The sequence below is a fragment of the Pseudomonas sp. CM25 genome, assembly GCF_013179705.1.
In the GTDB taxonomy this organism is placed as follows: Bacteria; Pseudomonadota; Gammaproteobacteria; order Pseudomonadales; family Pseudomonadaceae; genus Aquipseudomonas.
In genome coordinates this window covers 1-25,563 of record NZ_JABMCW010000042.1, presented here as the reverse complement: position 1 = coordinate 25,563, position 25,563 = coordinate 1, and the positions used below count along the sequence as shown (strand labels likewise).

19 protein-coding genes are annotated in these 25,563 nt (G+C 55.3%); 6 read left to right on the top strand and 13 right to left on the bottom strand.

Going from position 1 to position 25,563, the window contains the following annotated elements; genetic code table 11:
• The first annotated feature begins 372 nt into the window (after window positions 1-372).
• Window positions 373-1,680 (top strand): OprO/OprP family phosphate-selective porin, encoded by a 1,308-nt coding sequence (locus tag HP546_RS07240; RefSeq protein WP_034137073.1) that lies wholly within the window; start codon window positions 373-375, stop codon window positions 1,678-1,680.
• 76 nt (window positions 1,681-1,756) lie between these two features.
• Here HP546_RS07240 and HP546_RS07235 read toward each other — a convergent pair whose 3' ends face one another.
• From HP546_RS07235 to HP546_RS07215, 5 genes are all read right to left on the bottom strand, one after another.
• Complete coding sequence (locus HP546_RS07235; protein ID WP_034137072.1) at window positions 1,757-3,754, bottom strand: heavy metal translocating P-type ATPase; 1,998 nt, start codon at window positions 3,752-3,754, stop codon at window positions 1,757-1,759.
• Between the two features lie 171 nt (window positions 3,755-3,925).
• Window positions 3,926-4,249, bottom strand: coding sequence for a DUF2790 domain-containing protein (locus HP546_RS07230; protein ID WP_034137071.1), 324 nt, complete (start codon window positions 4,247-4,249; stop codon window positions 3,926-3,928).
• 159 nt (window positions 4,250-4,408) lie between these two features.
• Window positions 4,409-7,570, bottom strand: a complete 3,162-nt coding sequence (locus HP546_RS07225) for a CusA/CzcA family heavy metal efflux RND transporter (protein ID WP_034137070.1) — start codon at window positions 7,568-7,570, stop codon at window positions 4,409-4,411.
• 24 nt (window positions 7,571-7,594) lie between these two features.
• The gene (locus HP546_RS07220; RefSeq protein WP_034137069.1) at window positions 7,595-8,845 is read right to left on the bottom strand and encodes an efflux RND transporter periplasmic adaptor subunit; all 1,251 of its coding nucleotides are present in this window, start codon (window positions 8,843-8,845) and stop codon (window positions 7,595-7,597) included.
• A gap of 66 nt (window positions 8,846-8,911) precedes the next feature.
• Window positions 8,912-10,183: a TolC family protein gene (locus HP546_RS07215; protein ID WP_139273552.1), complete on the bottom strand. Its 1,272-nt coding sequence runs from the start codon at window positions 10,181-10,183 to the stop codon at window positions 8,912-8,914.
• A gap of 405 nt (window positions 10,184-10,588) precedes the next feature.
• Here HP546_RS07215 and HP546_RS07210 point away from each other — a divergent pair, with 405 nt between their 5' ends.
• Window positions 10,589-11,932, top strand: a complete 1,344-nt coding sequence (locus HP546_RS07210; RefSeq protein WP_034137067.1) for an OprD family porin — start codon at window positions 10,589-10,591, stop codon at window positions 11,930-11,932.
• Between the two features lie 487 nt (window positions 11,933-12,419).
• Window positions 12,420-13,094: a heavy metal response regulator transcription factor gene (locus tag HP546_RS07205; protein ID WP_034137066.1), complete on the top strand. Its 675-nt coding sequence runs from the start codon at window positions 12,420-12,422 to the stop codon at window positions 13,092-13,094.
• 288 nt (window positions 13,095-13,382) lie between these two features.
• Here the strand turns inward: HP546_RS07205 and HP546_RS07200 are convergent, their stop codons facing one another.
• Genes HP546_RS07200 through HP546_RS07185 form a run of 4 tightly spaced genes read right to left on the bottom strand, consistent with a single transcriptional unit; the run spans window position 13,383 to window position 18,718 of the window.
• Window positions 13,383-13,829, bottom strand: a complete 447-nt coding sequence (locus HP546_RS07200; RefSeq protein ID WP_125923840.1) for a hypothetical protein — start codon at window positions 13,827-13,829, stop codon at window positions 13,383-13,385.
• A gap of 15 nt (window positions 13,830-13,844) precedes the next feature.
• Window positions 13,845-16,007 (bottom strand): hypothetical protein, encoded by a 2,163-nt coding sequence (locus HP546_RS07195; protein WP_115147434.1) that lies wholly within the window; start codon window positions 16,005-16,007, stop codon window positions 13,845-13,847.
• On the bottom strand, window positions 16,004-17,476 hold the full coding sequence (locus tag HP546_RS07190; RefSeq protein ID WP_080761392.1) for a site-specific integrase: 1,473 nt from the start codon (window positions 17,474-17,476) through the stop codon (window positions 16,004-16,006). Before HP546_RS07190 ends, HP546_RS07195 begins: the two co-directional genes overlap by 4 nt.
• A gap of 3 nt (window positions 17,477-17,479) precedes the next feature.
• Window positions 17,480-18,718, bottom strand: coding sequence for a site-specific integrase (locus HP546_RS07185; RefSeq protein ID WP_069553525.1), 1,239 nt, complete (start codon window positions 18,716-18,718; stop codon window positions 17,480-17,482).
• A gap of 439 nt (window positions 18,719-19,157) precedes the next feature.
• Between HP546_RS07185 and HP546_RS07180 the strand changes: the two genes are divergently transcribed.
• Complete coding sequence (locus tag HP546_RS07180; RefSeq protein WP_172221777.1) at window positions 19,158-19,370, top strand: YebG family protein; 213 nt, start codon at window positions 19,158-19,160, stop codon at window positions 19,368-19,370.
• A gap of 187 nt (window positions 19,371-19,557) precedes the next feature.
• Here the strand turns inward: HP546_RS07180 and HP546_RS07175 are convergent, their stop codons facing one another.
• A complete protein-coding gene (locus HP546_RS07175; RefSeq protein ID WP_172221774.1) occupies window positions 19,558-20,577 on the bottom strand; it encodes a Glu/Leu/Phe/Val dehydrogenase in 1,020 nt (339 codons plus the stop codon).
• A gap of 124 nt (window positions 20,578-20,701) precedes the next feature.
• On the opposite strand from HP546_RS07175, the gene HP546_RS07170 reads away from it, so the two are divergent.
• A complete protein-coding gene (locus tag HP546_RS07170) occupies window positions 20,702-21,508 on the top strand; it encodes a SirB1 family protein (RefSeq protein WP_172221771.1) in 807 nt (268 codons plus the stop codon).
• Here HP546_RS07170 and maiA read toward each other — a convergent pair.
• The 3 genes from maiA to hmgA are packed head-to-tail and all read right to left on the bottom strand — an operon-like array spanning window position 21,502 to window position 24,744.
• Window positions 21,502-22,134 (bottom strand): maleylacetoacetate isomerase, encoded by a 633-nt coding sequence (maiA, locus tag HP546_RS07165; RefSeq protein WP_172221768.1) that lies wholly within the window; start codon window positions 22,132-22,134, stop codon window positions 21,502-21,504. The genes HP546_RS07170 and maiA overlap by 7 nt on opposite strands.
• Before the next feature lie 12 nt (window positions 22,135-22,146).
• Window positions 22,147-23,439, bottom strand: coding sequence for a fumarylacetoacetase (gene fahA / locus HP546_RS07160; protein ID WP_172221765.1), 1,293 nt, complete (start codon window positions 23,437-23,439; stop codon window positions 22,147-22,149).
• Window positions 23,440-23,442: 3 nt separating this feature from the next.
• Complete coding sequence (gene hmgA, locus HP546_RS07155; protein WP_172221762.1) at window positions 23,443-24,744, bottom strand: homogentisate 1,2-dioxygenase; 1,302 nt, start codon at window positions 24,742-24,744, stop codon at window positions 23,443-23,445.
• A gap of 173 nt (window positions 24,745-24,917) precedes the next feature.
• Here hmgA and HP546_RS07150 point away from each other — a divergent pair.
• Window positions 24,918-25,563 (top strand): IclR family transcriptional regulator (locus tag HP546_RS07150; RefSeq protein WP_172221759.1); only part of this gene is annotated, 646 nt, incomplete at its 3' end.

Here is a 25,563-nt window from a genome sequence, read left to right as displayed (position 1 = left end):
GGAAAGGAACATCATTCCTATACCGGGTTTCCTGGATGACCTAGTGGAGAAAGATATCTATCTTGTTATCAAATCGACATGCATTCGTAACCCACAGGTATTGGAGATCCGCAGATTGATAAAAAAGAGCTTTTTTGATAAGAAGGATTGGCTTGTTCGGTGACAATTTTGTTAGGTTACAAAATCTCCCCTTAACACTCCAGCAACACAACTGTCATTTTTGCTTGCAAACTAGTCAGAGTGCTTAGAACAAAGGCATCTTGTTACAGCGGGTGACGAACGTGACCTGCTCCTATCTTCAAGATCTATAACGGCCGGCACAGGGCGAAACAATCTGTCGGCTGCTAGCACTTAACACACGAGAGGCAAGCAATGATCCGTTCTTCGAACATGCGGGAAAAGCTGTTGGTCGCTGCAATAGTAGGCACATTTTCCTCGCAAGCATTTTCCGGAACAGTCACTACCGACGGAGCTGACCTAGTTCTAAAAACCAAGGGCGGTCTTGAACTTTCTACCACCGACAAGGAATTCAGCTTCAAATTGGGCGGTCGCGTTCAGGCCGACTATGGCCGATTCGACGGTGTCTTCACCAAGAACGGCGATACCGCAGATGCGGCCTACTTCCGTCGCGCCTACATCGAGTTCGGCGGCACTCTGTACCGAGACTGGAAATACCAGGTCAACTATGACCTGTCCCGCAACACTGGTAACGACTCCGATGGCTACTTTGATGAGGCCAGCCTGACGTACACCGGCTTCGCCCCAGTCCAGCTGCGTTTCGGCCGCTTCTACACCGATTTCGGTCTTGAGAAGGCAACCAGCTCGAAGTGGACAACTGCCATGGAGCGAAACCTCTCCTACGACGTAGCCGACTGGATCAACGACAACGCCGGCATGGGTGTTCAGGCGACCAGCACCATCGCTGACATGGCCTACCTGTCGGGTAGCGTTTTCAGCGAAACCAACAACGACTCCGACGGTGACAGCACCAAGCGCTACAACGTGCGTGGTGTTTTCGCACCGCTGCACTCTGACGGTAATGTCCTGCATGTCGGTGCCCAGTATGCCTATCGCGACCTCAAGGACAGCGCCGTCGACACCCGTATACGCTCGCGCCTGGGCGTTCGCGGTGTAGACACCAACGGCGGCGGCGATGCGGGAACCAACGGCAATCGCATGCTGTTCGGTGGTGCTGCTGCGCAAGAAGGCCTTTGGGACAACGATTCGGTCTGGGGCGTTGAAGGCGCCTGGGCCACGGGTCCATTCTCCGTTCAAGCTGAGTACCTTCGCCGCAAGCTGAAGGCTGATCAGTCCGCCAATGACATGAAGGCTTCGGGTTACTACGCACAGATGGCGTACACGCTGACCGGCGAACCGCGAATTTATAAGCTCGACGGCGCGAAATTCGACACCATCAAGCCACAGAACAAAGATCTGGGCGCCTGGGAAGTTTTCTACCGCTTCGACGATATCAAGGTCGAGGATGGCAATCTGGTTGCCACCGCGGACCAATCCGATGAACGCAAGGCCAAGAGCCACACGGTCGGCGTGAACTGGTACGTCAACGAGGCGGTGAAAGTCAGTGCCAACTACATCAACGTGCGCACAGACAACAACGAAAACACTGTCGGCGACGACAAAGGCAACGCCTTCATCACTCGCCTACAATACGTGTTCTGATTCCCCAATCAGGTGACACAAAAAAGCCGGGAGCGCTCAGTGCACTCCCGGCTTTTTTGTGCGCTTCGTTCAATGATCAGGCGTCTTTACGATAAGCCAACAGGCGAAGGGCATTGAACACGACAAGGAGCGTGGAACCCTCATGAATGGCAACGGCAGCGCCGATGCTCAAGCCCATGATGGTGGAGGGAACCAGGATGGCCACGATTCCGAGGCTGACGAACAGGTTCTGGCGAATGATCGAGCGGGTGTGACGACTGAGGCCGACCGCAAAGGGAAGCTGCCGGATGTCGTCTGCCATCAGCGCGATATCGGCCGTTTCCAAGGCGACATCGGAGCCTGCCGCCCCCATTGCGATGCCTACGCTCGAATGGGCCATGGCAGGCGCATCATTCACGCCGTCGCCCACCATGGCGACTTGGGAGCTGAGGCGAAGGTTCTTGATCGCCTGTACCTTGTCGTCTGGCATCAGATCTCCCCACGCTTCGTCCAGGCCGACTTGCCTGCCCACTGCTTCGGCGACGCGGTTGTGGTCCCCGGAAATCATGATCATGCGGTCGATGCCCATTTCCCTGAGTTTCTGGAGTGCCTCTTTCGCTCCTTCTCGGGGGGTGTCCAACAAGCCGATCACCCCCAGATCCTTGTCAGCACGGCGCACCACCATGGTAGTGCGGCCCGACTGGCGCAGGCGCTCTGCTGCCTCTAGGGCGGCTTTGCTAAGGGCCGGAATGGCGTCGGCACCGAACATCTCGACTTTGCCAATCCAGACGAACTGATCATCCAGCTCAGCGCGTACGCCGCGGCCAACCAGGTTTTTCAGGTTCCTGGCCTGGTATTTGCCCCTGCTACCAATCATCTCCTCGCCGTCGCGCACGATAGCTGCGGCGAGTGGGTGGTCGCTCATAGACTCCACTGCGATAGCGACGGCCAGCAGGTCCGGAACCTGGGTACCGGCTAGCGGTATCACATCGGTGATGCGGGGACGCCCCTCGGTCAGGGTGCCGGTTTTGTCGAAGGCCATGGCATTCAAAGAACCGAGTTCTTCGAGCGGAGCACCGCCCTTGATCAGTACCCCGCCTCTGGCAGCCCTGGCGATGCCGGAAAGAATGGCGCTGGGTGTAGCAATCGCAAGCGCACACGGGCTGGCTGCGACCAAGACCGCCATGGCACGGTAGAACGAATCACGGAATGGCTCATCGATGAAAATGCCAGCACACATCAGCCCTACCACCAGAAGCAGGACCAAGGGGACGAACACCCTTTGGAAACGGTCTGTGAAGCGTTGAGTCGGCGACTTTCTGACCTCGGCTTCACTGACCATTTTGATGACCCGCGCCAGGGTGCTTTCCGTGGAGCGACGCGTTACTTCGACCTCAATCAGGGTTTCGCCATTGATGGTGCCGGCGAAGACTTTCGACACAGCATCCACGGCATCCGGCTTGCTGCGGGCAAGAGCGGCATCAGCGACTGGTTGCTTGTCCACCGGGACGCTCTCACCAGTCACGGGAGCCTGGTTGATGCTTGAAGAGCCTACGACCACAAAGCCATCGGCCGGCAAACGGTCATTGGGGCGTACGATGACAATGTCGCCAGGCACGAGGAGTTCTACAGGCAACTCCTTCGTGCCGTTTGTGCTCCGCACGATGGCGGTGGCAGGGGCGAGCTTGGAAAGTGCCTCGATGGCTTTCTTGGCTCTGCCCATCGCATAGCTTTCCAGTGAATGCCCCAGGCTGAACAGGAACAACAGCAGTGCACCTTCTGCCCAGGCGCCAATGCTCGCGGCCCCCGCTGCGGCGAGCAGCATCAGCGTGTCGATTTCGAAGCGCTTCTGGCGGATATTGCTGATCGCCTCCTTGGTGGTGAACCATCCACCGAACACGTAGGCAGATACGTACAGAACTAGCGGCAGCCTGTCGATCAGCCCGAGCTTTCCGGCCAGAACTCCGGCACCGAGCAGCGCACCACAGATCAGTGCGAAGACCAACTCGGTGTTCATGCCGAAGATGCCCCCATGCTCATGGCTGTGGCCTTCGTGCCCCGCTTGGTCGTCGGGGCGTTCAAGCAAACTTTTCATAACTCGTACCTTCTGGGGTATCGCTATTGATTAGCTGAAATCTATTTCACGGCTTGCCCGAGGGCTGATCATTAAGAGTGACGCTCTTAACAAGGCACGCAGGGGAAATAAAAAATGCCAGGCTCTGCCTGGCATTTATGAATTCATTAATTATTCTATTCAAAGCGCTCACTACTTATTGTTGATGCATTGCGAGTACATGGAGTAGCGAACCGTTTTGAGCGTACCCTGGGAGTCCTCGAAGCTCATCAACCGTGGGTAGACCTGGCAGGTGCGGGGGTCTTGAGATTGGCGCACGAATTTCGCCACATCGATTTTCATGCCGTATTTGTAATCTTGAATTTCCGGCATCGGCTTGCCATTTTTCTCGGCATACTTCGCCACAGCGGTCTGGTGGTCGTTGATATATTGCAGCTGCTTGCTTTCTGAGAAAGTGTTGGCCTGCGAAGCCATCGAGAAAACAACAAGTGCAGCAGCAATAATTAGCTTTTTCATAATAACCTCTCAAATTCAAATCTTCTCGGGCGTAACTTTAGCAACGCATAGGCATCACTGGCATGACGAGAAACTTACAATTTTGAAAGGTAAGTGCATCTGGCTCATATAAAACAAAAAAGCCCACAACGTGTGTTGTGGGCTTCTCTTTAGTGGCTATCAGCTAACCACTTCGGCCTCATCACCGTCTTCATCCTTGCGGTGTGCCCATTGATACAGGGCAGGGAGCACCAACAAAGTCAGCGCGGTGGAGGACAGGATCCCGCCAATCACCACTGTCGCCAGTGGCCGCTGAACCTCTGCACCGGTACCGGTTGCCAAGGCCATCGGGATGAAGCCCAGGGACGCCACCAGGGCTGTCATCAGCACAGGTCGCAGTCGGGTCAACGCGCCTTCGTCGACGGCCTGCCTAAGCGTTCGTCCCTCCTCTCGCAATCCGCGGATGAAGGCAATCATCACCAGGCCGTTCAGTACCGCGACGCCGGACAGTGCAATGAAGCCAACCCCAGCCGAGATCGACAGCGGGATGTCCCGCAGCCACAGCGCCACGACGCCACCGGTGAGTGCGAATGGAATACCGGTGAACACCAGCATGCCGTCTTTCAGGTTGTTGAACATCAGGAACAGCAGGGTCATGACCAGCAGCAAGGCCACCGGAACCACGATCTGCAGACGCTTGGCCGCCGATTGGAGCTGCTCGAACTGGCCACCCCAGGTGGTCCAGTAACCAGCAGGAATCTGCACCTTGGCATCCAGCGAAGCGGTTGCCTCTTGAACGAACGACCCCAGGTCGCGGCCCCGGACGTTGGCGCTGACGATCACCAGACGCTTGCCGTTCTCGCGGCTGATCTGGTTCGGACCCAGCTGCAGGTCCAGGTTAGCGACCTGCGACAGCGGGATGAAGCCGATCTGATTGGCACCTTGAGATGCATTGGCCGGTACAGGGATCAGAAGGCTGGACATACCTGCTACGTCGGTACGTACGGTCTCAGGCAGGCGCACCACCATGTCGAAGCGACGGTCGCCTTCATACAACGTGCCGGCCGTACGACCGCCGACAGCGATGGCGATCGAGTTCTGTACATCCGCGATGTTCAGGCCGTAGCGTGCGGCTTTCTCGCGGTCGATGTTGATGGTCAGCACCGGCAGGCCGGTGGTCTGTTCAACCTTGACCTCCGAAGAGCCCGGTACCGCTTTGAGCGCTGCAGCGATCTTGTTGGCCGTGTTGTTGAGCACGTCCATGTCATCGCCGAACACCTTCACTGCGACGTCACTCCGTACGCCCGAGATCAGCTCGTTGAAACGCAACTGGATGGGCTGGGACAGCTCATAGTTGCTGCCTGGGACACCGGCTGCGGCTTTCTGCACTTCAGCAATCAGCTCATCGCGAGGCTTCTTAGGGTCGGGCCACTGATCCTGAGGCTTGAGCATGATGTAGGCGTCGGAGGCGTTAGGCGGCATCGGGTCGGATGCGATTTCGGCTGTACCCGAGCGCGCAAACATCCGCTCTACTTCCGGGACCTGCTCAATCACAGCCTTTTCAAGGCGTTGCTGCATTTCTACGGATTGGGTCAGGCTCGTACCTGGCACGCGCATGGCCTGCATCGCAAAGTCACCTTCACTGAGGCTTGGAATGAACTCGCTACCCATACGACTTGCAAGCACACCACTGAGCACGACCAGGACTACAGCGGCCGAGAACGCGATGTTCCGATGCCCAAGGACCCACTTCAAAATCGGCTCATAACGCAGCCGCGCAGTGCGCATCACCACGCCTTCCTCTTCCTTGACCTTGCCAGTGACGAACATGGCGATGGCTGCCGGAACGAAGGTGACGGAGAGGATCATTGCACCCAGCAGCGCCATCACAACGGTGAAGGCCATGGGGTGGAACATTTTGCCCTCGACGCCGGTCAGGGCGAAGATCGGCAGGTACACCACCATGATGATCAACTGACCGAAGATCAGTGGCCGGCGAGCTTCACCCGCAGCAGCGAAGACCTCATGGAAGCGCTCAGCTTTGGTGAGCATACGGCCATGCTTGTGTTGCGCATGAGCCAGTCGACGGATCGCGTTTTCTACAATTACCACGGCACCGTCGACGATGATTCCGAAGTCGAGTGCGCCTAAGCTCATTAGGTTGGCGCTGACCTTGTTGTTGAACATACCGGTGAAGGTGAACAGCATGGACAACGGGATCACCATCGCGGTGATGAGTGCAGCACGGATGTTACCGAGGAACAGGAACAAAATGGCGATTACTAGAATCGCGCCTTCCACCAAGTTCTTCTTCACAGTTGCAATAGCTTTTTCAACCAGGTTGGTGCGGTCGTAGACCGTCACGGCAACCACACCTTCTGGAAGGGTACGGTTGATGTCAGCCAGTTTGGCGGCAACAGCCTGAGACACGGTACGGCTATTTTCACCGATCAGCATGAACACGGTGCCGAGTACGACTTCGCGACCGTTCTCGGTGGCAGCCCCCGTCCGGAGCTCTTTGCCAATGCTAACGTCAGCGACGTTGCTGATTCGAATCGGTGCGCCATCGACACTGGTGATCACAATGTTGGCGATGTCTTCGATGTTACCGACCTGCCCTGGCGCACGGATGAGGAGCTGCTCACCATTACGCTCGATGTAACCGGCGCCGACGTTGGCGTTGTTGCTTTCCAACGCTGCGACCAGATCATTGAGGGTCAGTTTGTATGTAGCTAGGCGCTTCGGATCCGGCGCGACCAGGAACTGCTTGGCGTAACCACCGATGGTGTTGATCTCGGCCACACCTGGGACGTTCCGCAGCTGCGGCTTGATGATCCAGTCCTGGATCACACGCAGGTCGGTTGGGGTGTACGGTGTACCGTCTTCCTTGACCGCACCATCCTCAGCTTCAACGGTCCACAAGAAAATTTCACCAAGCCCAGTGGATACCGGACCCATGACAGCCTCAACGCCCTCTGGCAACTGCTCCTTCGCAACTTGCAGCCGCTCGTTGATCAACTGGCGGGCAAAGAAGATGTCAGTGCCATCCTTGAAGATCACGGTGACCTGAGACAGGCCAGAGCGAGACAAGGAACGGGTCTGTTGAAGGCCCGGGAGACCGGCCATGGCCGTTTCAACTGGAAACGTGATCCGCTGTTCAGTTTCCAATGGCGAATAGCCAGGCGCAGCAGCGTTGATCTGCACCTGGACGTTAGTGATGTCGGGTACCGCATCGATGGGCAGCTTCTGATAGCTGTAGATACCGATGCCGGCCATGATCAGAACAGCGATCATTACAACGATGCGCTGCTCAATGGCGAATCTGATGATACGTTCAAACATGAGAAATCATCCTGTCAGTTCGCATCAGTGACCGTGTTCGGCAGACGCTTTGCCGAGCTCAGACTTGAGTGTAAAGCTGCCACTGGCTGCTACTTGGGCGCCGGCTTGGATGCCGTCGATGATTTCCACGTATCCATTGTCACGGCGGCCCGTTTTTACCGGCCGAGTGTCAAAGCCTTCCCTGGTGCGCACAAATACCGAGGGTTTGTCTTCAACGGTCTGCACGGCGCCTTCAGGAACGGCCACAGCCACTCGATCGGTCTGAGAAGTGACGGCGATGTTCACGAACAGACCTGGACGCCAGGCGCCGTCAGGGTTGGTCAAGGTAACGCGAACGGTCGCTGCACGGTTTTGCTCACCCAGCAGGCTGCCTACATAACCCACCTTGCCGTCGACCTCGACGTTCATGTCGGGCGATGAAACTTTTACCGCACGGCCCGTCACCACCTTGCCCAGTTCAGTGGGAGGGACAGCGAAGGTGGCCCACACCTGATTCAGGTCGGACAAGATGAAAGCGTTAGTCGCCTCGCTGACGACTTCACCCATGGTCAGGTGCTTCTCTACCACCACGGCGTCAAAGGGTGCCCGAAGCTCGTAACGATTGCCGCCTACGGAATTGACCGAAGCGCCGATGGCACCGACCTTCTGCTTGGCATTGGCCAGAGATATCTCTGCTTCTTGCAGCGCTTGGCGTGCCTGCAGGTAATCCTGCTCGGCGGAGATCTTGTCCTGCCACAGTTGCTTCTCACGGTCGAAGGTAACGCGGGCCAGCTCTACGCGTCGCTGTGCGGCTTGTTGTTCGCTGCGCAGGTCAGAAATCTGTTGGCTGGCAATCACTGCGAGGACTTGGCCTTTCTTAACGGCTTCGCCCAAGTCGGCCTGGACACTTTCAACAACGCCAGGGACCCGAGGGACAACATGTGCAGTCCGGTCTTCGTCGAAACGAATCTCCCCCGGGAAAGTCACAACGGTGCCGAGGTCACGGGGGGCCGCAGACTCCAGGACTACCCCAGCTGCCTTGATCTGTTCAGCGCTCAGGGTCAGCTTGCCCTCTTCCTCACCACCCTCTTCGCTATGGCCTTCTGCACCATGACCCTCATCACCCTCCTCTTTGGCGGCTGATGCGGTCGTCTTCTCATCGCCATGGCCATCGTTAGCGCCGTGCTCGACGGTACTGGCGGCCTGCTCTCCGGAACTGTTGTTCCAGGCAAGGCTGCCAAATCCAAGGGCTGCCACAGCGGCGACCGCGAGGGCGATCTTGCGTTTGTTATCCATTGCTACTCCTGCTGATCATAGGCACCGACGTGTTATGCCGAGCGCCGAAGAAAATTTCTGGCCCGTTCAACGAACGCCGGCAGTCGAACCGACATCGCCATAAACCCTTTCCACCTGCGCACGCGCATTGGTCGCTGTTGCCAACGAATCGAGGTATTGGCCACGAGCGACGATCAAGGTGCGCTGGGCATCCAGCACTTCGATGAAGCCGAATTTGCCCATCTCGAAACCGCGAGTTGCGGTCTCCACAGCCTGCTGTGCGGACGGCAGAATGGTCTTGTCGTAGGACTCGACCTCCTGCATGGCGGTCGCCCACTGGTTTACTGCGGTTTGGGTTTCGCTACGCAGCCTCAGCTCAACTGCGTTGCGCTGGTCTCGGGCTTGATCTGCGCGTCGAGAAGCGGAAAGAATGTTGCCCTGATTACGATCAAACAGCGGCAATGGCATGGACAGTCCTACAGTGTTGACCCGTTCACGTACGGAGCGGTCGTACTGGCTACCCACGCTTACAGTGAGGTCTGGGATTCGCTGAGCTTTCTCTGAGCCGAGGGACGCATCGCTTTTGTCGATCTGCACCACGGCCTGACGCATTTCCGCAGTTTGATCGAGCCTCGACAACAGCTCTTCAGCGTCCGGAGGCAAACCTGGGGAGAGGGTCGGCGAATCCAGGCGATCGAATACTGTGACCGAGCTCCCCGTAATTTGAGCTAGCTGCTGGTAAGCGGTCGCTTTCTCCGTTTCGGCGCGTCTGACCTGCAGCTTGGCTTCGGCCAACTGTACTTGAGCACGAGTAGCCTCTACTGGGGAGGATTTACCTGCGCGAACGCGGCCGTCGACAATGCGCAGACCACGCTCAGTCAGCTCCAGAGATTGCTTGGCTAGATCTAGGCCAGTCTGCGCTCGCAATGCTGCGTAGAAGGCTTGAACGACCTCGGCGCGCAGAGCGTTCACTCGACGGTCCAACTCCAGCTGTGCAGCAGTCTGGCCATAGGTGGCGACGTCAACACGTGCGCCCCGCTTTCCGCCCAGCTCCAGGGTCTGGCTGAGCGTCACAGTTGTCTGGCTAGTGCTGCGACGGGTGTCTTCTACGTCGTACGAGATTGTTGGGTTGGGGATAAGCCCTGCCTGCTTGCGTGCCCCATCTGCGATCCCAATCTCCTGACGGGCGGCGGCCATGTCAGGGTTGGCATCCATCGCCGTCGAAAGCGCTTGAGGCAAGCTGATGCTTTGGGCAAATGCAGCAGGTGCCATCAGCCCGGAGATGACCGCACAGAGTGCGGCTATCTTCCAGGGTGAGATTGAGGTCTTAGGAAAGACATTGCGGATATACCGGGGCACTTTAATGGTCCTCGTGCACAAACTTCGATAAAGCTTGGCGAGAACGCCGAAACAGCTGCCAAGCCCCACTGGATTAGGTGATGGCACTCTAAAGAGCGGTAGCTATCAGAGGGGTGGCTAGAAAATTACAATTTCGTAAGAAAAGTGGGTAATGCCCGTAAACACTGAGAAATTCAGTCGAACCCAGGATTTGATTACAACCGAGAGAGATGGCTAACACACGGTGCTAGGCACCCGGATAACCTGTAGATGACGAAATTGTAATTATCCTATCACCCTCCCGTTATCTTCGGCCTGCAAATATGAGCTCGGCGCTCTTCATAGGCGCGCCGCCGGGTCAGAACATATAAAGACACCCGCGTCGGTACACATAATAAAAACTGCCGTAAATCAAAGGAGCATCAGATGAAAATCAAAGTACCACTGTATTTGGCGGCAGTTTCTGCGCTGTCTGGAAGCTATGCAATTTCTGCTCAAGCTGAAGACAAACCAGAAGGTTTCATTGAGGGCAGCAGCCTTACAGTGCTCAACCGCAACTTCTACTTCAATCGTGATAATCGCGACAGTTCGGCTCCCACTTACAACAGTGGTAAGGGCAACACCAACGGCTACTCCGAAGCCTGGGCGCACGCGCTCATTTCCAAATTCAACTCTGGTTTTACCCAGGGTACCGTCGGTTTTGGTGTTGATGCCTTTGCAATGATCGGCCTCAAGCTTGATACCGGCGACGGTCGCAACGGCGGCCGTAGCTCCTTCGACGTGCTGCCCGTTGATAACAAGGGTGAGGCGCGTGATGAATACACCAAGGTTGGCGGAGCGGCCAAAATCCGCTTGTTCGATACCGTGGTGAAAGTGGGTGATGTATTCCCATCGACGCCGGTCGTCGCAGCGGGCGACTCGCGCCTCCTGCCAGAAAGCTTCCGCGGCGTGACCGTTGAGAACAGCAGCATCCAGGGCCTCACCCTGCAAGGTGGTCGACTGCATGCAATGAGCCAACCGGTTTCCAGTAACCTGAACGACAATTTCGTTACCTTCTATGGCGGCCCGGTCAACTCGCCTTGGATCGGCTACGGCGGCGGTGACTACTCGATCAACGACAATTGGACCGTGAGTGTCTACGGCAGCCAGTTGAAAGATGTCTGGAACCAGTACTACGCCGGTACCAGCTTCGCCTACCCACTGAGCGATGACCTCGCGCTGATTGGTGGGTTCAACTACTACAAAGCCGTGGATGAAGGTAAACGCCGACTGGGCGAGTTCGACAACAATATCTGGAGTGCCAAGGTCGGTGTTCGCTACGGCGCCCACACCTTGGCCCTGTCACACCAGCGCAACAATGGCGATGACGATTTTGATTACCTGCGTCAGTCGGACTCAATCTTCGTAGACAACTCGATCCAGTACAGCGACTTCAACTCGCCGAAAGAACGCTCCTGGATGATGCGTTATGACCTTAACTTCACCAGCTACGGTATTCCTGGTCTGACGTTCATGACCCGCTACGCAAGGGGTTCGGGCGCAGACTACTCGAACGCCAACCAGTTCTACATGCGTACCGACGACAACGGCAATCCGCTCACCGATCAAAAACGTTGGGAGCGTGACGTCGAGGTGAAATATGTCGTTCAAACCGGCCCGGCTAAAGACTTGTCCTTCCGGTTGCGCCAAGCTACCACGCGTGCCACTGCTTTCGAATCGGACCTTGATGAAACTCGCGTGATCATTGAATACCCGCTTTCTATTCTGTAATTCTCTGATCGGATCAGTTTTCCATGAACTGGCCCCTCAGAAAAACGTGCATTACGCATTCACCTTGAGTGGCTTAAGTGCTCCTTTGGTAAAAGGTGAATATTTGGCGCCCTTTGGGCGCCTTTTTTTATCTAAAATTCGAGCAGTTGTTCGAGTTCATGCATCGCATGTCGATGCAGCTCATGGCTACACCAATGTCCAGCCTCCTCAATGAGGGGAACTTCGCCGTCATCTGAACGGAATGAAACCAGAACAAAGAATAGAATAACCCAGTACTTCATAAGGTCAAATCACCTATTGGAGAGAGGGCTCGCATCTGTCAAACCCAAACCGCGACAAGATATAACGCCAGACTATCAAATATATTACCTAGAAATTACAAATCCGTAATTTAGCCCCCAGACAACTCTTTTTGATTTACCATTCATTTCAATAACGCCGGCGCGCGTGCGCGGTTAATTGCTCAGTGATGTCGAGACAAAATCCCATGCGAATTCTGGTAATTGAGGATGAAGTAAAAACTGCGGAGTATGTGCGTCAAGGCCTTACTGAATGCGGTTATGTTGTAGATTGCGTCCATACCGGTTCAGATGGATTATTCCTGGCCAAGCAGCACGAATATGAGTTGATCATCCTTGATATCAATCTGCCGGAGATGGATGGGTGGCAGGTGCTTGAACTGTTGCGACGTAAAAACTGCCCTTCTCGTATCATGATGCTGACGGCTAGAAGTCGCCTAGCAGATAAGGTTCGGGGCCTGGAGAACGGTGCAGATGACTACCTAATCAAGCCATTTGAGTTCCCAGAACTGCTGGCCCGGGTCCGCGCCTTGATGCGCAGGTCTGACCACCCTGCATCCGTCGAGATAATTCGTGTAGCTGACCTCGAACTCGACCAGAGCCGTCACAGAGCCTTCAGGGATGGCCAGCGCATCGATTTGACTACAAAAGAGTTTGCACTGTTGCACTACCTGATGCGCAACACGGGGGTGGTACTGAGCCGTACGCAGATCATCTCACAGGTTTGGGACATGAACTTTGACTGCGATACAAACGTTGTAGAGGTGTCGATTCGAAGGCTCAGAGCCAAGATCGATGATCCTTTCGAGACGAAGCTTATCCACACGCTCCGAGGCGTGGGCTATGTTCTTGAGAAGCGGTAAGCGACCAACCGCCTAGCCTTGGAAACAGCTCGACTGATTATCCAGCGCCTACTACATTGACAGTTAAATTTTAATTCCAACAGCACTTATCTTCGCAATAAGCATGTCAAACCAACAAGCACCACCCATTGACCCGGAGTCAAGGAGACCAGACCACGAGAAATTTAGTGATACGCAATCCACTCAGAGTACTGATAGGACGGTCGTGGCGGAACGGGGCAACGAAAGCCAACAATCCAGCCATTAATCGCAAAAATCGCTCTGGGTTGCCGATTGGAAAACTACCAATCAGACAGTGGAATCTAGAGATCCACCACATAAAACGCAATTCCCACCAGTACGATCTAGCTCTCCGGGGCCAACAGGTTTTACCATCAAGATACTAATATCAATCGAGTGACTTAGCATTGCCTCGATAAGGTCAATGTATTGAACTCGAATCGCTTCATACATAGTCCGCACCATAACAACTTCACGCTGAAGCTTATGATTCTTTTCTTGAAGATTCCTGTATTTAGCATCGCCATCATGATTAATCTTTGAAACTAGACAAGACCGCAAGCAAGCGTCAATTTCAGATTGATATTTCCTGATTGTCTCTCTAGAAACTCCTGCGTATTTAGAAAATTCTTTTTGGCTATAAACATATCCTCCAATTTCTTTTTGGCGAACACTTATCAATTCCAAAATCTTAGAATTGAGATACCCCTTTAGACGCTCACCTCTGAGCTGCATAAGCCCCCCGATATATTAATTCTTTTTAAAAATCTCATTCAACAGAAAATCAGCCGACAGTTCAATATTTTTGAAATGTTGGTATTGCGGACTCAACTCCCCTCCAGCAGTTAAGATATGATTCTTTATTAAGTTAGCGTCTCGGCTCAATCTTTCAATTTCCAGACGCTGCGCATCATCTTGAACGTTCACTATTAAATCCTCGCAAGGCTTGCCATTTGTCCCCTTCGCCAAACATGACAGACTGTGCTGGCATGGTTTCAACGCAAGGTTGTGAGCGCACGCTCCATGTGGCATTGGATTAACCACACGAATGGCTGCTGAAAGATATTCCTCTGCGGCTTGACGATTTTCAATTCTAAGTTTATTGAAAGTTGTTTGAATAACCCCCACAGCTCTATCTTGCCTAACACTTTCAATCATATCCTGCAGAATCAATGATCTGCTTAAAGCTGGTGTATGATCATAAACCTGAGCCTGCGTGAGGTCTGAACGTCCTAGGATCAGGTTCACCTGAACATCAGATAAACCTCCCTGCTTATAGACAGTATTGAGCCAATGCCTAATATCATGCCAGTAAAACTCAGCCACTTCACCGGTACGAGGATCGAGGACATTAAATTTCTTAAATAATGACTCTTCAGTTCTTGATGTACCATCAAGCCACCCTTGAAACATACCAACCGAAACCTTCCTAAATTCCCTATCACTCTTAGCATTAGAAAATGTCAACAAATTCCGCGGGATAATGAATAATGAATTTTCCGGCTCTAGAATTGCCACACCATTCTTTTGGATCGTAGGCAGAATTTTTCGAGCAAAGTTTAATTCGAACTCAAAATCAGGCTGAAATGGAAAAGTTTTATTCTCAAGCTGACACAACAAAGCCTCATCAAGGATATCGTCAACAATCTCACGCATCCATGATGGATTGAAGGTAACTTCACAAAATGCCTCAAGACGCTGCAACGATATAGCATGAGGGTGGCGCCTCAACCTGCTTCGCCACTTATATACATTTGAAGTCAAAGGCAAATATTCATTCCAAGCTTTCTCATACATAAATATCTTAGAATTCATAGCTTTCTGACATTGAAGCAACTTGACAACTGTTCGTGTAGAGGCACCCAGAAATGCCGCGACCTCAGACACACGCCCGAGGCGTCCAACCAACTGAATTACATCTACAAATTGCCCTGTAGATTGATAATAAACCCCTCGCGGCGTATACAAATCGAATTCGCTCACCCATTTCGCGACAAACTTACGCGCATAATATTTCAAACTAATAGGCGTTTTTTTTACTTCCTTCCAATTCACCCCTGGATTCAATCTCATTTTCTTAACAATACGACGCCCTTCCGCAGTATGTTCAGTGATAAATTCTACCGCTGCGCGTACTGCTGGGTATAAATCTTGCGGAAATGGTCGGAAGTACAATCGCCCTCCCTTTTCGGGAAATATTTTTATAACCCATTTCCCCTCTTGCTGTATCAAGCAATCTACAGGAAGACATGCCAGCTCATTGATTCTACCGCCCACAGCTGCGTTAATCACTAGCGCACTAATATAAAATCTATCCCGAAAAGAAAGTTCTGGATGAGTGGCCAATCCGAATAAATCTCTAATCACCTCTGTAGGTAGGAACTTTCGCTCTCTTCCCTCTTCACTTCCATGCCGGCCATACTTACATCTGCCTTTTGGAGCATCATAGATTACCCTTAAACCAATTCGCTTCTGCATCCATTTAGCAAAGCCCTGAAGTGTTGTTAAAGTTGAAATCTTCCCGGTCACCCCGCGCTCTGCGTAGGTCCTTTCAACCGCTTTAAAATCCAATAGATTCAATCGTGAGATTTCTTTACTACCCATTTCCAAATCAAGCCTAACTAATGCCTCGATGGAGGCGAATGCACCATCAGCGGTTACACCCGCTTGGACTCGCTTTGCTGCTATATACACTTTAGCAACTAATCTAAGCTCGTCATTTCTAATACGGCAAAATCTCAAATTGTATTGCGACAGATTTCCAGGGCGTTCAACCCAGTCGAGAATATTCCATTCATCACAAAAAAAATCGACTGAAGGCTTTAACCCCTCAACAAGTGATGCTGCCAAATTTATCAAAGGCTCTGGGAGGCCATGACCACGCAACTTTGAGTGAATATCCATCTTCGTCATTCCCCACTATTGATCCTAGCCATAACATCGTTAACCGCTTGGTATACGCGCTCCAGCTCTTTCAGTATCTTACTCCTTTCCTTTCCACCCTCAGCTCTACCCCATCTTTCTAATTCAGACTCTAGGTAATCTAAAGATTTTTTATGGTCTGCGTTGCGCCAGGCAATGAAATACCTACAACCATTGTAACAATTAAAAAATGGATGATGCCCACAAGATCCGGACTTGCCACATTCCCCTACTATAGCTGGCTGATTTACGACCGGTATCAATATAGGCATCCCCGAACTCTTATGCCCAAGCTGACCGGCGAAAAATAAACCATTTAACTCTGAGAATATCCCACCTAATTTTCTGTTTGCTCGCTCCAACAACGGGCAAAACTCAGAAGCCAAACAGTCAATGTAAGCATCAGCTGCATGCACGGAGTCATGCTCAAGTACATATTGTATCTCGTCCCTAGACGCGCCTTGGGCGGCCATCTGTGTAGCTCCGCTATGTCGGATTCTATAGGGTGTCAAGATTAGAGGCCTATTCGTACGCGGACTGATCAGCTTTAATCTGCTACACCAGCCAGTTATCGCCCGTCCAAAATTTGATGATTCTCCCTCCCTTGAACTCACTAACAACCTCCCAGTCCTTTCCTGTAACGCCTTAACCTTAGGAGATGAGGAGTACTCGAGAATGGCATTAGCAAGTTGAGTAGTTATGGGCCAAAGCTCTGACGCCTGTCCTGTTTGATATTTTGCCTTAGGCATTCTAAGGAAATATTGGCCCCCTTCTGCCATCGAATCGGGTACCCACAATGCATCACGGAACATTTCATGCAACTGGATAGGTCTCTTTAATGTTTCGAACGAGATCCAAGTAAACAGCCTTGAGGTGAAATCCGCCGTGGATTCCCCCTCTGCAGAAATGATCATTGCTTTTCGAACCACTTCAATTTCGGAGCTTGTTAGCGCCCCGCGCGTCTCGTGCCATTCCAGTATCCTTAAAGTTGGGTGAGGCTTTTTAAGCCTTATAGCCTCTAACTCCAATGCATGAATCTCGTCCGCACCTGCCAACCCCTGAAAAGCAGCGTAAATGTAGAACCTTCGAAACTCGGTCGCCTCCGCATGGGATGATGTCATAACGCTCAACAATTTCCCGAGAGACATATCTGAAAAGTCCTTCCATGAAGGTTGCCAGTGCCTTTCCAAGCAAGAGATCCCCGCGTGCACTGAGCTCAGGATTCTAGGGCAAACCGACTCAAGCTTGTGCACTAGGTACTTTTTGACCACCTCAATAATTACTACTGGGAGCTGGTATCTGCTTAGATCAATAGAATATCTAGCCCTTCTCCACACCGCTTCAACATAATCTGTCGTCACATCAATGAAAAATGGACTACTCGGATCAGCATTACATCTTACATATAGCCGCCCGACTTCATCTTCAAATTCACCAGAATCATTGACTTCAATACCCATTGCTTACCCCTCAAAATTTAACCTCATCAACTCCCTTCTTGCCTTATCCCGAATCGCGCGCCGAGCATAACCTTTTAATGAGTCAGGACTACTCCATCCTCCCATGTAAACTACGTGATCTATTTCCGTAGAATTGTTCTCTAGCAAACTTGCAGCTTCGTAAAGCCTATTGAACACAGCGTGGCGTACGAGATGCCAATGAAAAGCTTTGACACACTCATTGCTAATCATGCAAGCGACTTTATTTGCCGCTGAACAGGATAGTGGATTACCCAGCGAGGCGTTACCGTGAGAGATCAACAGGAATTCGTGGTCTAGATAAGCTGTAAACCCTCCTTTTATTTTTCTTTTAACTCTATATGTATCTACATACTCCTCAATGGCTCTAATCATCCCCTCATCACCAGGACTAAAATAAAGCCGCCTACCAAAAGTTTTAACAAGTGGATTATTGGGAGCTCGCGGATCAGAATAATCTGCCCCTCTATCCTCTATGCGGATAATTTCCAAAAAAGGATATAAACCAGTCAGATCAATATCCACTAGGCGTAATGCTAACAACTCGCCTAGCCTTAATCCAAACCTTCTAACTAAGCGCCACATGATGTAGTTTCTTAGATTCAAGCCGCGAGTCACGTTCGCACTTGAAAGCTGCCCTACTAAAAACCCCTCTATTTTTTTCAATTCATCGTCCGTCAGGTCATGCGCGATTAGCTCTTTTCTGCCGCTCACCATTACACTAGACCAAACTTTCTTATGGCTTTCAATTAAACGAATATAGCTAACATTGACGTCAATACCGGTAGCAAACAAAGGTGTATAGTTCTCAACAAACCAAATTGAGAAAGTGCTGCAGCTTTGTAAGATCTTACAAACATATTTGTTTATCTGGGTCCCATCAACCGGCGGCGATATAATCTTCTCAAGCCAATTGGCAAATTTTCTTACACATCTAAAATCTAGTCCTTTCCCCTCAAGCAGCATGCGCTCGATATCGAGCCCAGTTATGTTTCCCCATGTGAATAAAAAGGCAACGTGGTAGAGCACTGTACGAATACTCGCCTTATAGCGACGATTACCCATTGAATACGCTACTTCGTACAGACTAGCGCTAAGACAAGGTACAAACGTTTCTACTGCCACCAACTGGTACCTAGCTACGTGTTGATGTGAAAACTTAAGAACCTTGTACTCTAACCCTACAGTCCTAACTGATTTAGTTCTTCTAGTTAGTCCAGGCATGAGACATCTCCTTCAGCATCAGTTGCAGAAGTTGTCTTCGAATGAATTTTATCAGCCTGCGACCAAAGCGACTTTAATAAGCCATCCCCAATCGAGTAGTTTGATCTTAACTTAAGACAGCTAGTTGACTTATAATCAACTAGCACGGACAGCAATTGATAACCGGTGAGAATTTCAAACAAAAAACGTATAAATATATTTTTGCCGCCCATATATCCGCACCTTGACATTAGTTTATGTCTTAAAGGTACAGATGCTGGGCCGCGGATAACTCCGTCGTCTGCCAACTATCTAACAACCTACGGTGCTACATTGGCACATTTTTAACGTAAACCAGTTGACTGGACTAATCAAGACCTTACGTCGCAGGTCTGACGGGACGCGGGGCTGCGGAGCTCTCATCCCCCCGCTATCTAGGCACTTTGAGGTCAGATAAATCATGGATAAGGCCGAAGCAGACCGTCACGACAAGATGCTCGAACTGGCCGAGCGCCTGGCCGAGGTGCTGCACAAGGCAGTGCCCTCGCTGACCGAGCAGCAGGTCGAGGAAGCCGGTATCTACATGGCCAAGAACCGCGATGTGTTCGCCCGGGCTTTCAAGAGCCAGCCGGACGCGTTGGCCGAATTGCTCGAAGGTGGTGCAGCCGAGTGATATCGGCGGCGCAGATCTCAAAGCATGCACAGGATCTGTAGGAGCAGCCTTGTGCTGCGAAGGGGCCAGCAGGGCAACAGGTTTGTGTAGGCAGTAATGCCCTCTTCGCAGCACAAGGCTGCTCCTGCAGGTAATGCGTTAGAAGCGGGTTCACTCGCGAAGAGGCCAGCCAAGCCGGTATCAACCCTCAGCCGTACAACAACCGCTCTGCCAGCATCTGCGCCACCCGCGCCGGCGAGCGCTTCTCGGCCTGCGCATGGCCAAACACCTCGGTGAGCCGTGAAGGTATCCCCGCAAGGTGCGCGGTGATGGTGCCCAAGTCCTCGCCACGGTGGGTAAGCGCCACATAGATCAGCCCACCGGCATTGATCACATAGTCAGGTGCATACAGTATCCCGCGCGACTCCAGCTGGTCGGCCACCTGCAAGGTGGTCAACTGGTTGTTCGCCGCCCCCGCCACTGCCGCACAACGCAGCTGCATCACGCTCTGCCCGTTCAGTACCGGCCCTACACCGCACGGGGCGAAGATGTCGCATGGGGTACTGATCAACGCATCGTTGCTTACAGGCTTGGCATCGAACTGCTCCATAGCCAGCCGTACCCGCCCTGGATCCAGGTCGCTGACCAGCAGCTCCGCGCCAACCGCATGCAGTTGCTCGGCCAACGCATACCCCACATTGCCCAACCCTTGCACCGCCACCCGCAGGCCCCTCAGGTCATCACTGCCCAGCCGGAACGAAGTGGTTGCACGGATGCCGGCAAATACCCCCATCGCCGCGTGCGGCGAGGGGTCGCCCGAGGCGGTGGTGCTGGTCACATGGGGCGTGCTCTGGGCGATGCAGTCCATGTCCAGGGTCGAGGTTCCGCTGTCCACGGCGATGATGAAGCGTCCCTGCAAGGTATCGATGAAACGGCCAAAGGCCTCGAACAGCGCAGCGCGGTTTTCCACATGGGGGTTGCGCATGATTACCGCCTTGCCGCCGCCCAGTTGCAGGCCGGCCAGCGCCGCCTTGTAGCTCATGCCCTGGGCCAGGCGAATGGCATCGGTCATGGCGCTTTCGTCATCGGCGTAAGGCAGGTAGCGGCACCCCCCCATGGCTGGGCCCAGCTGCTCGCTGTGAATCACCACCACGGCCTTGAGGCCCGTGGGCGGGTCGGTGAACAAATGCAGCGACTGGGTACGGGTGCTTTGCATCAGTGCGAACATCGACAGGCTCCCCCACGAGGTGCTCCTACCAGTATAGGCATGCCGCCGGCGCCGGCACTGCCGCCGGACCACTGGACGAAACCGCGCGCCACGGCTAATACTCAAGCGTGTGTGGAGAAGCCCCATGAAGCCACGTCAAGCCTGCCTGGCCTGCCTGGAACGCGAGCCTGTCGCCCTGCTGGAAGCCGCATTGTGGATTGCCGCCGAGCACGACCGTAACGTCGAGCCTGCGGCCAGCCTTGTCATGCTGCATGCCCTGCAGCGCGAAGTCAGCGCCAACCTGCCGATGCTGCCCCTGTGCGAACTGGCCCAGCCGCTGCTGCGCCAGCTCAATGCGCTGGGTTTCCAGCAGGATGAGTATCACCCACTGCGCCCACATGCCGCGATGATGGACAAGGTGCTGCAGCGGCGTCGTGGCCAGCCGCTGACCCTGGCCATCCTCGCCCTCGAGCTGGCCCGGCGCCTGTCCATACCGCTGGAAGGCGTCGGCTTCCCCGGCCACTTTCTGCTGCGCGTGCCGGGTGCCGACCACCTGCTCGACCCCTGCGGCGGTCGGCGCCTGTACCCCAGCGATTGCCGCGAACTGCTGGCGCGGCAGTTCGGCCCGCACGTGGCGCTCACCGCCGAGCACCTGTGCAGTGCCAGCCCGCTGCAGATGCTGCAACGCCTGTCACGCAACCTGCGCCAGTTGCACATCAGCAACGACAACCACCTGGCGGCGTTGATCGATGCCGAGCGGGTCATGCAGCTGGGCCCGGTGCAAGTCAGCGACTACATGACCCGCGCTTCGCTCTACCAGCACCTGGATTGCCCACAGGCCGAGCGCTTCGACCTGGAGCATGCCTTGTTGCTCAGCGAAGACCCGGTCCAGCGCCTGAAGCTGTCCGAGCGTATCGGCAAGCTGCCGGCGGCGAACCGTTCACTTCACTGAGCCGGGCTGTCCGGCTGCTGGGCGGGGTGAGCCTTGGCGAACGCCGGGTGCCCGGCAGCCAACGCGGCAACCCGCAGGATGCGTGGGAAGCTGTCAAGGTCGATGTTGAAGCGTTCGGCCGCGTACAGCTGCGGGACCAGGTAGATATCCGCCAGCCCTGGCGTATCGCCAAAGCAGAAGCCCTCATCGCCAATCAGTTGTTCCACTGCTGTCAGCCCCTGGCTGATCCACTGGCCAATCCACTGGTTGACCTGGCCCTCGTCCTGGCCAGCGTGGCGCAAGCGGTTGAGCACACTGACATTGTGCAGCGGGTGAATGTCGCAACCGATGATTGCCGCCACCCCACGCACCTTGGCGCGCGCCTCGGCCGTGGCCGGCAACAATGCAGGCTGTGGATAAACCTCTTCCAGGTACTCGATGATCGCCGGCGACTGCACCAGCAGCTCACCGCCATCGGTGCGCAATGCCGGTACACGGCCTTGCGGGTTGATGGCCAGATAATCCTCGCCGCGCTGCTCACCCTGCAGCAGGTTGACCGGCAGGGACTGGCAGGCCAGCCCCTTCAGTGCCAGGGCAATGCGCACCCGGTAGGACGAGGTGGAACGGTAATAGGTGTACAGCTCCATGCCCCTGCCTCCTCAGTTGGCTGCGATGACCGTGCCGCGGCATTCGCCGAAGCCGATGCTGGCCACACCCTCGCGGGTGCAACGGGCACGCAGGATGATCTCGTCGCCATCCTCGAGGAACTTGCGCACCTCGCCGCTGGCCAGCTCCACCGGGAGCTTGCCGCCTTCGGTGATCTCCAGCAGGCTGCCGAACGAACCTGGCGTGGCCCCCGACAGCGTGCCCGAACCGAACAGGTCGCCTGGCTGCAGCTGGCAGCCGTTGACACTGTGGTGCGCAACCAGCTGCGCCACGGTCCAGTACATGCTGCGGGTGTTGCTGAGGGTCAGGCGGTGGGGGGCAACGCCCTGTTCACGCATGCGCTCGGTCAGCAGCAGTACCTCGAGTTCGATATCGAATGCACCGGCGGCCTGGTCGCGCTTGTCCAGCAGGTACGACAGTGGCTGCGGGTCGCCTTCAGGGCGTGCCGGCTGGGCACAGCGGAACGGTTCCAGCGCCTCGGCGGTGACCACCCAGGGGGAAACGGTAGTAATGAAGCTCTTGGACAGGAACGGGCCCAGTGGCTGGTATTCCCAGGCCTGGATATCGCGCGCCGACCAGTCGTTGAGCAGGCACAGGCCGGCCACGTGCTCAGCGGCATCGCCCACCGGGATTGCCTGGCCCATGTCATTGCCCTGGCCAATCCAGATACCCAGCTCCAGCTCATAGTCCAGGCGCGCACAAGGGCCGAAGCTCGGCTCGGTGTGCCCGGCAGGCAAGGTCTGGCCCTTGGGCCGGCGCACGTCGGTGCCGGACGGGCGAATGGTCGAGGCGCGGCCGTGATAACCGATCGGCACATGCTTGTAGTTGGGCAGCAGCGGGTTGTCGGGGCGGAACAGCTTGCCAACGTTCTTGGCGTGCTCGATGCCGACGTAGAAATCGGTGTAATCGCCGATCTGCGCAGGTACATGCAGCTGGCATTCGCTGGCCGGATACAGCGCAGCCTTCAGCTCCGCCTGGTGTTCGCTGTGCTCGCCAAGCAGCGCTTGCAGGCGCTCGCGCAGGGCGACGCGGGCACCGCGGCCAAGGGCGAAGAATGCGTTCAGCGCGCCGCCACAGGTGGCTTCGACAGCGGCTTTGGCCTCACCGTCGAAAAGGCCTGCGGCCAGCACCGCTTGCAGGTCGAGAACGGCATCGCCGATGGCCACGCCACAGCGTCTGGCCTCCCCAGGCCGGCTGAATATGCCCAGCGGCAGGTTCTGCAGCGGGAAGTCACTGTGCCCGTTGGCGTGCTCGACCCAGCTACGGGCATTGGCAGTGTGGTTCATGGGTTATCTCCGGTTCGGGGTGAAGGTGCTCGGCAAGGTGGCCCAGCAACTATCGTAGTCGGCCTGCAGTTGCGGGCATTCGAGGGCTTGCAGGCTCGGGCGCAGCACCTGGCTGGTCTCGAACATGAAGGCCATGGTGTTGTCGATCTTGTGCGGCGCCAGGTCGGCGGCAATGGCCTTTTCGCAGGTTTCGGCGTCGGGGCCGTGGGCGCTCATCACCCCGTGCAGCGAGGCACCGCCCGGCAGGAAGCCTTCGGCCTTGGCATCGTAGGCACCATTGATCAGGCCCATGAACTCGTTCATCAGGTTGCGGTGGAACCAAGGTGGACGGAAGGTGTTCTCGGCCACCATCCAGCGTGGCGGGAAGATCACGAAGTCCATGTTGGCCAGGCCATGCACGCTGGTCGGCGAGGTCAGCACGGTGAAGATGGACGGGTCCGGGTGGTCGAAACTGACCGTGCCAATGGTATTGAAGCGGCGCAGGTCGTACTTGTACGGCACGTTGCTGCCGTGCCAGGCAACCACGTCCAGCGGCGAGTGCTGCAGCTGGCAGGCCCAGTGTTCGCCGAGATACTTCTGCACCAGTTGTACCGGTCCCTCGGCCTCTTCGTAATGCGCCACCGGGGTGAGAAAATCACGCGGGTTGGCCAGGCCATTGCTGCCAATCGGGCCAAGGTCCGGGAGGCGCAGTGGGGCGCCGTGGTTTTCGGCGATATAGCCACGGGCCTGGCCGTCCAGCAGTTCGACGCGGAACTTCATGCCGCGCGGGATCACCGCGATCTCCAGCGGCTCGACCTGCATCACGCCCAGTTCGGTGGCGATACGCAGGCGGCCATGCTCCGGCACCACCAGCAGTTCACCGTCGGCGTTGAAGAACACACGCTCCATGGAGCGGTTGGCGCGGTAGATGTAAATGCTCACGCCGGTCGGCTTTTGCGCCGCTGCGTTGGCCACCATGGGCAGCCAGCCTTCGATGAAGTCGGTCGGCTCGGCAGGGATTGGCTGGGGGCTCCAGCGCAGGCGGTTGGGGTTGATGTCACCCAGCGGCCCGCTCAGCGGCTGGCACGCCAGGCGCTCGAAACGCGGGTGCAATGCAGACGGGCGAATGCGATACAGCCAGGTGCGGCGCAGCTCGCTGCGGGCCATGGTGAACGCCGTACCCGAGAGCAACTCGGTATACAGCCCATAGGGCGCCCTCTGCGGCGAGTTCTGCCCGACCGGCAAGGCCCCCGGCAGCGCTTCGCTGGCAAACTCGTTGCCGAAGCCGCTGAGGTAGTGAAGGTCGGGTGACATATCGCGATTCATCGATGCCTCCGGGCTCTGGCCGAGCCGTTGCTGGCAGCTGGCTGCTGGCCCGTGACGGGGTGGCAGCGCGTCTGCATTGTTTTTATCGTAATCAGATTACGAATAACGTAATTTGCTACGCGACTGGCGTCAAGCTATAAAGGCCCACTTGAAGAATCCGGAAGAAGATGTCCATGGCCAAAGCCAGCTCCCCCACCGACAACGGCAAGCAGAAAGTTCGCTCGGCGGAGGTCGGCACCGACATCCTCAAGGCCCTTGCCGAGCTGTCCCCCTCCACCTCGCTGTCACGCCTGGCCGAACATGTGCAGATGCCTGCAAGCAAGGTGCACCGCTACCTGCAGGCACTGATCGCCAGCGGCTTTGCCGAACAGGATGCAGCCACCAACCATTACGGCCTTGGACGCGAAGCGTTGCGCGTGGGGCTGGCGGCACTGGGCAGCATCGATGTACTGAAGGTTGCCGCGCTGCCGCTGTCGCAATTGCGCGACGAGTTGAACGAGAGCTGCTTCATTGCGGTGTGGGGCAACCAGGGCGCGACGGTGGTCACTATCGAGCCGGCAGTACGCGCGGTTACCGTGGTGACGCAGATGGGCTCGGTGCTGCCGCTGCTCACATCATCGACCGGGCTGGTGTTCGCCGCTTACCTGCCCGAGCGTGAAACCGTGGAGCTACGTGATCGCGAGCTGGCCGCCCTGCAGCATGGCGCCGATGACTACCAGCCGGTGCTGGCAGGCATTCGCGCGCGTGGCCTGCACCATGTGCATGGCCTGCTGATGCCAGGTGTCGATGCCCTCTCGGCCCCGGTATTCAATGCCATGG

What these genes read in the sequence shown, in the direction of transcription:
- HP546_RS07230 (WP_034137071.1), bottom strand. Translation starts at nt 4,249, where the DNA reads ATGAAAAAGCTAATTATTGCTGCTGCACTTGTTGTTTTCTCGATGGCT.
- HP546_RS07200 (WP_125923840.1), bottom strand. Translation starts at nt 13,829, where the DNA reads ATGCAGCTCAGAGGTGAGCGTCTAAAGGGGTATCTCAATTCTAAGATT.
- hmgA (WP_172221762.1), bottom strand. Translation starts at nt 24,744, where the DNA reads ATGAATCGCGATATGTCACCCGACCTTCACTACCTCAGCGGCTTCGGC.
- HP546_RS07195 (WP_115147434.1), bottom strand. Translation starts at nt 16,007, where the DNA reads ATGACGAAGATGGATATTCACTCAAAGTTGCGTGGTCATGGCCTCCCA.
- HP546_RS07185 (WP_069553525.1), bottom strand. Translation starts at nt 18,718, where the DNA reads ATGCCTGGACTAACTAGAAGAACTAAATCAGTTAGGACTGTAGGGTTA.
- HP546_RS07170 (WP_172221771.1), top strand. Translation starts at nt 20,702, where the DNA reads ATGAAGCCACGTCAAGCCTGCCTGGCCTGCCTGGAACGCGAGCCTGTC.
- HP546_RS07240 (WP_034137073.1), top strand. Translation starts at nt 373, where the DNA reads ATGATCCGTTCTTCGAACATGCGGGAAAAGCTGTTGGTCGCTGCAATA.
- HP546_RS07180 (WP_172221777.1), top strand. Translation starts at nt 19,158, where the DNA reads ATGGATAAGGCCGAAGCAGACCGTCACGACAAGATGCTCGAACTGGCC.
- HP546_RS07210 (WP_034137067.1), top strand. Translation starts at nt 10,589, where the DNA reads ATGAAAATCAAAGTACCACTGTATTTGGCGGCAGTTTCTGCGCTGTCT.
- HP546_RS07190 (WP_080761392.1), bottom strand. Translation starts at nt 17,476, where the DNA reads ATGGGTATTGAAGTCAATGATTCTGGTGAATTTGAAGATGAAGTCGGG.
- maiA (WP_172221768.1), bottom strand. Translation starts at nt 22,134, where the DNA reads ATGGAGCTGTACACCTATTACCGTTCCACCTCGTCCTACCGGGTGCGC.
- HP546_RS07205 (WP_034137066.1), top strand. Translation starts at nt 12,420, where the DNA reads ATGCGAATTCTGGTAATTGAGGATGAAGTAAAAACTGCGGAGTATGTG.
- HP546_RS07225 (WP_034137070.1), bottom strand. Translation starts at nt 7,570, where the DNA reads ATGTTTGAACGTATCATCAGATTCGCCATTGAGCAGCGCATCGTTGTA.
- HP546_RS07175 (WP_172221774.1), bottom strand. Translation starts at nt 20,577, where the DNA reads ATGTTCGCACTGATGCAAAGCACCCGTACCCAGTCGCTGCATTTGTTC.
- fahA (WP_172221765.1), bottom strand. Translation starts at nt 23,439, where the DNA reads ATGAACCACACTGCCAATGCCCGTAGCTGGGTCGAGCACGCCAACGGG.
- HP546_RS07220 (WP_034137069.1), bottom strand. Translation starts at nt 8,845, where the DNA reads ATGGATAACAAACGCAAGATCGCCCTCGCGGTCGCCGCTGTGGCAGCC.
- HP546_RS07235 (WP_034137072.1), bottom strand. Translation starts at nt 3,754, where the DNA reads ATGAAAAGTTTGCTTGAACGCCCCGACGACCAAGCGGGGCACGAAGGC.